This is a genomic window from Nocardiopsis eucommiae, assembly GCF_965344335.1.
Taxonomy (GTDB): domain Bacteria; phylum Actinomycetota; class Actinomycetes; order Streptosporangiales; family Streptosporangiaceae; genus Nocardiopsis; species Nocardiopsis eucommiae.
This window is the reverse complement of sequence record NZ_CBDRIY010000045.1, coordinates 37,970-45,345: the sequence shown is the minus strand read 5'-3', so window position 1 is coordinate 45,345 and position 7,376 is coordinate 37,970. Positions and strand designations below refer to the sequence as shown.

Annotated in this window: 5 protein-coding genes and 2 tRNA genes; 1 reads left to right on the top strand and 6 read right to left on the bottom strand. The window is 69.0% G+C overall.

Features of this window, described 5'->3' with window-relative positions; genetic code table 11:
* Positions 1–3 precede the first annotated feature (3 nt).
* From ACRWK8_RS23165 to ACRWK8_RS23155, 3 genes are all read right to left on the bottom strand, one after another.
* Positions 4–80, bottom strand: a tRNA-Met gene (locus ACRWK8_RS23165).
* 275 nt (positions 81–355) lie between these two features.
* A tRNA-Met gene (locus tag ACRWK8_RS23160) sits at positions 356–432 on the bottom strand.
* A gap of 174 nt (positions 433–606) precedes the next feature.
* Positions 607–3,537 carry a UPF0182 family membrane protein gene (locus tag ACRWK8_RS23155; RefSeq protein WP_378748069.1) on the bottom strand — a complete coding sequence of 977 codons (2,931 nt, stop codon included), beginning with the start codon at positions 3,535–3,537 and terminating at the stop codon, positions 607–609.
* A 296-nt stretch (positions 3,538–3,833) separates the two neighbouring features.
* On the opposite strand from ACRWK8_RS23155, the gene ACRWK8_RS23150 reads away from it, so the two are divergent.
* Positions 3,834–4,361, top strand: a complete 528-nt coding sequence (locus tag ACRWK8_RS23150; protein WP_378748048.1) for a PPA1309 family protein — start codon at positions 3,834–3,836, stop codon at positions 4,359–4,361.
* A gap of 312 nt (positions 4,362–4,673) precedes the next feature.
* Here ACRWK8_RS23150 and ACRWK8_RS23145 read toward each other — a convergent pair whose 3' ends face one another.
* The 3 genes from ACRWK8_RS23145 to ACRWK8_RS23135 are packed head-to-tail and all read right to left on the bottom strand — an operon-like array spanning position 4,674 to position 7,328.
* Positions 4,674–5,741 carry a YlbL family protein gene (locus ACRWK8_RS23145; protein WP_378748066.1) on the bottom strand — a complete coding sequence of 356 codons (1,068 nt, stop codon included), beginning with the start codon at positions 5,739–5,741 and terminating at the stop codon, positions 4,674–4,676.
* Between the two features lie 55 nt (positions 5,742–5,796).
* Positions 5,797–6,234, bottom strand: coding sequence for a molybdenum cofactor biosynthesis protein MoaE (locus ACRWK8_RS23140; protein WP_378748042.1), 438 nt, complete (start codon positions 6,232–6,234; stop codon positions 5,797–5,799).
* Between the two features lie 26 nt (positions 6,235–6,260).
* Entirely contained in the window at positions 6,261–7,328 is a 1,068-nt protein-coding gene (locus tag ACRWK8_RS23135; RefSeq protein WP_378748065.1) for an NAD-dependent epimerase/dehydratase family protein, read from the bottom strand.
* Between the last annotated feature and the right edge of the window lie 48 nt (positions 7,329–7,376).

Sequence of the window (7,376 nt, the reverse complement as noted above, 5' to 3'; positions counted from 1 at the left end):
TCTTGGTAGCGGGGACAGGATTTGAACCTGCGACCTCTGGGTTATGAGCCCAGCGAGCTACCGAACTGCTCCACCCCGCGTCGTTGTGATCCCTATTTTAGGGCCCTTGGCCCCAGGTGGCAAATCGGCTCTTCGTGAAACTGAACCCGATCCGGAGATCCACCCGTTGGTCCGGTCAGCTTCCCGACCGGCCCTGTTGGCTACTCTACCAGGCTTTCCTCACGGTCCGCACCGGCATTCTCGCCGCGCACGCACATGGGGCCGAAAGAGCCGCCAATATGCGCCTCCCGAATCAACCGTCGAAACAGAAGTCCGAGAAAAGCACCGGACCCGGGATTTCTCCCGGGTCCGATCTTGGTAGCGGGGACAGGATTTGAACCTGCGACCTCTGGGTTATGAGCCCAGCGAGCTACCGAACTGCTCCACCCCGCGTCGTTGTGTCTTCAGATTAGCGCGCCCCGGCGACAAAGCCAAATCGACCTGCGCGCGGGCCTTCAACCGCCCCGCCTCCCGGGCTCCGACACGAAAGCGGCAACGCGAACGGGGCGGGACCCGGAAGGTCCCGCCCCGTCGTACGCGGCGCCCCTGGGAGCCGGCGGCTACGGACTAGTCGCCCGCGGCCTCCTCCAGGGCCTCAAGAGCCTCACGCAGGCGCTCGTTGGCCTCGTCGTTCGACTCCTGGGCCTCCTCCCAGGCCTCGACGGCCTCGTTGAGGGCCTCGGTGAGGTCACTCGGGTCGCCTCCGCCCGAGCCGCCCTCCGAGGTCTCCTCCTCGGGGGTGCCCGCCTCCGCGTCCGGGTCGGGCAGCGGACCCTCGCCGCCCTCGAACAGGTTGTTCAGGGCGTCCTGGAGGTTGCTGCCGATGGCGACCTCCTCACCGAAGCCGACCATGACCTGCTGGAGCAGCGGGAAGGACGCCGCTCCGCCGCCACCGGCCTGCACGTAGAGGGGCTCCACGTAGAGCAGACCGCCGGCGAACGGCAGGGTCAGCAGGTTGCCCCGGGTCACCTCGGCGTTGGACTGCTCCAGCGGGAGCAGGACCTCACGCACGTCGGCGTCCGAGTCGAACGCGTTCTGCACCTGGCCTGGACCGAAGATCACCGTGCTCCGGGGCAGTTCCAGCAGCTTGAGCTTGCCGTACTCGTCCGACGCCGGGTTGCTGTCCACGGCCATGAACGCGGCCAGGTTCTCACGGTTGTTCGGAACGAACGTGGTGGTCAGCGAGAAGCTGGGCTCGTCGGAACCGGGGAAGTTGATGGTCTGGCGGTAGGGCGGCTCGGAGACCTCGCCCTCCCGGGTCGGGTCGTTGGGAACCGACCAGAAGTCCTGACCACCGTAGTAGGACGCCGCGTCCGTCACGTGGTACTCGCGCATGATCTCGCGCTGCACCTTGAACAGGTCGTCCGGGTAGCGCAGGTGCTGGATGAGCTCGTCGCTCATCTCGTCCCTGTCCACCACGGTGCCCGGGAAGGCGCCCTCCCAGGTCTTCAGGACGGGGTCCTCCTCGTCCCAGCCGTACAGGGTGACGCTGCCGTCGTAGGCGTCGACGGTGGCCTTCACCGAGTTCCGGATGTAGTTGACCTCGTTGCCGGGCAGCGCGCCGACCTGCTGCGCCGAACCGTCGGTGAAGGTGTCGGTCACCGCCTGGGTGAAGTCGACCCGGTTGGCGTACGGGTAGCCGTCCGAGGTGGTGTACCCGTCCACGATCCACACGACCTTGCCGTCGACCACCGCCGGGTAGGGGCGGCTGTCGACGGTGAGGAAGGGCGCGACCTTCTCCACGCGGTCCAGCGGGTCGCGCTCGTAGAGGATGCGCGAGTCGCTGGTGATGGCGCTGTTGAGCAGGATGCTCGTTTCCTGGTACTTGATCGCGTACAGGATGCGGTCGAAGAAGTTGTTCAGCGGGACGCCGCCGTCACCGTCGTAACGGTTGTAGGCCTGCGAACCCCCAGCGGGGTCCTCCTCGGCGCCCTCCTCGGTGGCCTCGGCGTCCTCAGCCGGGGCCTCCTCGCCGCCCTCCTGGCCGTCGGAGGGCGCGCGCGCCTCGTCCGGGCTCGGGCTGGCGTCGACCGCGTCCTCCAGGGTGGGGACGTCGGGCTCGTCGGCGGCGGGGTCGACCGGGTAGTCGTACTCCTCCTCCGCCTGGACGATGACGTAGTCGGCGCCCTCGCGGCCGTAGTAGATCCTCGGCTCGTACTCGCCCGCGACCTCGCTCAGCTCACCGCGCGGCGGGATGTTGTACTCGGTGAAGACCGGGCGGCCCTCGTCGTCGATCAGGTTGCCAGCGGCGGCGACCATGCCGAAGCCGTGGGTGTAGATCAGGTGCCGGTTGAGCCAGTTGTCCTGGTCGGCGGGCGGACCGTCGAGTTCACGAACCGCGACGATCGTGTCGATCAGGTTGCCGTCGGCGTCCGGGTAGCGGTCGACCTCCAGCACGTCCGGGAACTGGTAGAAGCCTCGGACCTGCTGCATCTGCTGGAAGGTCTGCGAGACCACGGCCGGGTCGGCCAGTCGCACGCTGGGGATGGTGTCGGCCTCGGCCGCCAGCTCCTGCGGCGTGAGCTCCGTGGTGGCGTCGTAGGTCTCCACCTCGGCGTTCGCGATCCCGTACGCCTCGCGCGTGCTCTCGATGTTGCGCTCGATGTACGGGCTCTCCAGGCGCTGCTCGTTCGGGCTGACCTGGAAGCGCTGGACGATCTCGGGGTAGGCCACGCCGACGACCACGCCGGAGAGGACCAGCAGCCCGAGGGAGGCCACCGGGATCATCGTGTTCTTGAAGACGATGTTGGCGAAGAACAGGACCGCGCAGATCACCGAGATGACGGTGAGGATGGTCAGGGCGGTCTTGACCGCGTTCACGTCCGTGTAGGAGGCACCGAAGGTGTAGCCCCGGTCGGAGAACACCAGCCCGTAGCGGTCCAGCCAGTAGGAGCCCGCGCGCAGGAGCACGAACAGACCCAGCAGCACCGACAGGTGCACGCGGGCGGCGGGGGTGGCGCGCTGCCCGGAGTCGTTCTGGAGGCGGACCCCGCCGTACAGGTAGTGCACGATCACCGCGGCGATGAACGCCAGGATGACGGCCGCGTACAGGTAGCCGAGCAGGATGCGCAGGAACGGGTAGGTGAACGCGAAGAACGCGATGTCCATGCCGAACTCGGGGTCGTTCACCCCGAAGTCGACACCGTTGACGAACTGGAGGTAGCTGCGCCAGTCACCGCTGGCGGCCGCGCCGGCCAGCAGCGCCAGGGCGCCGACGGCGATCCAGAAGAAGAGCTTGCGGTGCGGGTCGATGGACTGCCGGTAGCGGTCCAGGCCCTGCTGTTCCAGACTCATCGGTCTGATACCGGGCCGGGCCCGGTAGGCGAAGAAGATGCTCGCGCCGACGATGACGGCCATCACGAGTGCCGCTACGGCGAAGAGCAGGACCCGTGTCCACAGCTCGGTCAGGAAGACCGAGGTGTAGCCGATGGAGCTGAACCACTTGTAGTCGGTCCAGAAGTTCGCGGCGAACATCAACGCCGCGATGATGACGACCACGGTCGCCGCGACTGGCGCGAGCAACCTTGATCGGCGAGGCATACGCGCAGGTGGTGCGCCGGGCGATCGGAAGCTCACGCCTCCCCCTCGTTCTGGCTTGGTAGGTGCGTTGGTTGCGCGTGTGGCGCCTTCATTACTGAAAACTTAATCGGTGGCCGTCAGGTTCCCGAAATCACCCTCCACCCGGTGACAAGGCTGCATCGTTGGTGTATCGGAGTCGCATCCGGAGGGCACCTTGCGACCCTACTGCCGCCGAACGGGCCCGGCGAGGTTCCCACATCGGGGACCATGGAAACGTGTCGAACATTCGCGAAGCAGTCATGGACCTGGAACGCCACGCCGCCGAACAGGGGTGGGACCGCCCGTTGGGCCTGTACGCCCTGGTCCCCACCTCGGAGCTGCTGGCGGCGGAGCCCGCTCTGGCGAGCATGCTGGGGATCGCCTCCCCGGCCGACCCGGACGAGCTGACCCCGGTCGAGCAGGAGGCGCTGTCCCCGGACGTGCCGTTGGAGGAGGCGCTGGGGCGCATCCTGTGGCCCGAGGGCGTGGCCGGGTGCGCGCTGGTCATGGAGCGCCTGGTGGTGAAGGGGTCGGACGAGACCCTGGCCGCCGGTGAGGACCCCTCCGCCTCCGGCAAGGAGACCGAGGAGATCCGCATGGTCGCGGGCGTGCTGCGGGACGGTTCGCGGCACTGCGCCATGCGGATGCGCAGCCACGACAGCGAGTCCGAGGTGCTCAACGGTCCGGACCTGATCCCGGCCCTGACCTCCGCGCTCGCCCTCACCCTCGACCTGGACGAGGAGCTCCCCACGAAGGAGAGCTGACCCCACCCGTACGAAGGACCCCCGGACCACACGGCCCGGGGGTCCTCTCATGTCCAGCCCCTCAACAGGGGTGTGAGAACACCTCGTCCCCAGCTGTGTGACCCGCCCTGGGTCCCGGCCACAGCCCCCTGAGCCCCACCCGAGTCCCGTCACCACCAGGGGGGTGCTTTCGTTCGGGCGCCGCCAGGGTTCTGCAAGAGGAGTCAAGCCGCCAGCGAGGAACGAGCCAGGCGTAGACGAGGATGAAGAATCCCTGGCTCTCAGGGCGCCCGAACACGCACCGAAGCGAAGCGGAGGTGCCAAGAAACACCACTATTCACAGCGCGGCAGTTCGCCCTCTCCCCCGCGAATGACCTCCAGGGCGTCCATGGCGTCGGTGAGGGTCTCGACACGGACGACGTCGAGCTCTCCGTAGGCGGCGGACTGGGAGATCTGGGAGCAGCTGTCGGCGGCGACGAAGAAGTACTCCGCGCCGTCGCGCTTGGCGCTCACCATCTTCTGCGGGATGCCGCTGACCCCGCCGACCTGGCCGTCGGAGGTGATGGTGCCGGAACCGGCGATCCTGGCGCCGCCGGTGACGCCCTCCTCGCTGAGGCGGTCGATGATGCCCAGGGAGAACATCATGCCCGCGCTGGGACCGCCGATCTCGCCCACGGAGATGGAGACGTCGACGGGGAAGTCCATGTCGTCCGCGATGAGGACGCCCACGGCGGCGTTGCCCTCCTCCCCGGCGACGGTGTCCATGTCGACCTCGACCTCCTCGCCGTCGCGGTCCAGGACGAGCGCGACCGGTTCGCCGGGCTCGCGGTCACCGACCCGCTCGACCACGTAGGAGCTGCCGACGAGTTCCTCGGTGTCGGCTCCGGTGGTGTGGGTGGGTACCTTCTCGCCGTCCACCTCGATGATGCGGTCGCCGGGCTCGACGACGCCGTCGGCGGGCATGTCCGCGACGGTGTCCGCGACCAGCGGGATCGCCTCGTAGTCGATGTTGAGCTGGTTGAGGGCGGCGGCGGTGGCGTCGGTCTGCGAGTCGTTCATCTGGACGGTCTGCCGTTCGGTGACCTCCTCCTGGGAGCGTCCGGCCGGGAACAGCAGTTCCTCCGGCAGGACGGCCTGGCTCGGTGAGAGCCAGGCGGTCACCAGTGTGAAGAGGTTGAGCCGGTGGTCGGGTCCGCCCGCGTACTGGACGGTCACCATCGACAGCGATCCGTCGTGCTCGTAGTTCTCGGCGCCCTCGACACCGATGACGGGCGCTCCGTCCTCCTGCTGTCCCAGGGTGTCCACAGTGACGCCCGGGGCCGCGACGAGGTAGGGCATGGGCAGGTGGAGACTGCCGTACCCGAGCCCGGCAAGCAGGACGAGAGCGGCGACAAGGGTCATGACACGACGAACCATGCTGACACCTTAGAGCCCTTCGGGACCTGGACGGGAGGACTCAGGGCGAGCCGACCCACTCCGTCCCGCCGTCCTCGAAGGCCTGGTTCTTCCAGATGGGCACCTGGGCCTTGAGGTCGTCGATGAGTCTGCGACAGGCCGCGAAGGCCTCCTCGCGGTGGGCCGCGGAGGCCGCGACGACCACGGCGAGGTCACCGATCTCCAGGTCCCCGACGCGGTGCGTGGCGGCCATCCGCACGACCGGGCGGTCGGGGGCGGTGGTGTCGCTCAGCACCTTCTCCATGACGACGCGCAGCTGCGCCTCGACGGTCGGGTGGGCCGAGTACGAGAGGGCGGCGACGTCGCGTCCGTGGTCGTGGTCGCGCACGGTCCCGATGAAGACGGCCGTGCCGCCAGCCCTGGGGTCGGCCACCGCCGCCAGGACCTCGTCGACGGACAGGGGCGTGTCGCGTACGGCCGCGAGAGTGATCTGATCCACCGGAGAACCGTATCAAGCGGCACGGATCAGGACTTCCCTCGCTTGCGCAGGTGGCGGATGGCGGCGGCCGTTCCGATGGCCGCGGCCGCCGCTCCGGCCGCTCCGGCGGCCGTGATGGTGACCTCCTTGCGGCCGAGGCTGCGCCCGGCGATGGCGTGCTTGCCGGTCTTGGACTTCAGCAGGGCGGCCAGCGCCGACTCGTTGTCGTGGGCGGGCTTCCACCCGGCCTGGCGCAGGGAGACGCCGTCCACCACGCAGGGGTAGACGAGGAACTTGATCTCTCCGGCCGCGGCCGGGGTGATGCGGGCCTGGTGCAGGCGGCGGACGGCACCGAAGGCGAGGTTGGCGGGCACCTCGAAGTGCTTCATCCCCGCGATCTCCTCCACCTCCCCCTGGGTGAGCGATCCCTCGCTGGCCACGGCGACCACCCCGTCGGTCCCGGTCACCTCGTGCAGGGCGCAGAAGGCGAGCGCGGAGGCGAGGTCGTCCTCGTGGCAGAACTGCCAGTGCTGTTCGTGACCCTTGACGGTGAGGAGGCGGGGCGCGGAGAAGTGGCGGCTGAGGAGGGTGTCCAGTTCGGGGCCGACGAGCGGGGCGGGGCGCACCACGGTGACGCTCAGGCCCGGGTGGGCCCGGCGGGCGCGCTCGGCCAACTCCTCGACCTCTGCGAAGTCGCCCATGAGGCCCTCGCTGTTGTCCGAGACGCGGGTGGCGTTCTCGGGCAGCGGCACGGGGTTGTCGGGGGCGGCGCCGTAGACCATCGTGCTGGTGATGAGGAGGACGCGCGGCACTCCGGCGGCGGCCGCCGCCGTCAGGACGGTCTGCGCGGCCCGGATGTTGTGCGCCCGGCGCGCCGACGGCCTGGTCTCCAGGGAACGGTCGTCGGCGGTGTGCACGAGCACGTCGATCCCGTGCAGCCGGGAGACCAGCCCCGGGTCCTGGACGTCCGCGATGCGCCAGGTCACCCCGCGCAGGTCGGCGAACTCGTCGTCGATCGCCACGACCTCACGCGCCGAGACGGAACCTTCTGGGGCGGCCAGGCGTTGCACGAGGAGTCGGCCCACTCCGGAGGCGGCACCGGTGACCGCCACCACCATGCCCGCCCGATCCGAGGGGCTGTGCTGTGGGCGAACCTGGCTGCT

Excerpts from the sequence above, each read along its gene's own strand:
- ACRWK8_RS23145 (WP_378748066.1), bottom strand. The coding sequence starts at position 5,741 with ATGACCCTTGTCGCCGCTCTCGTCCTGCTTGCCGGGCTCGGGTACGGC.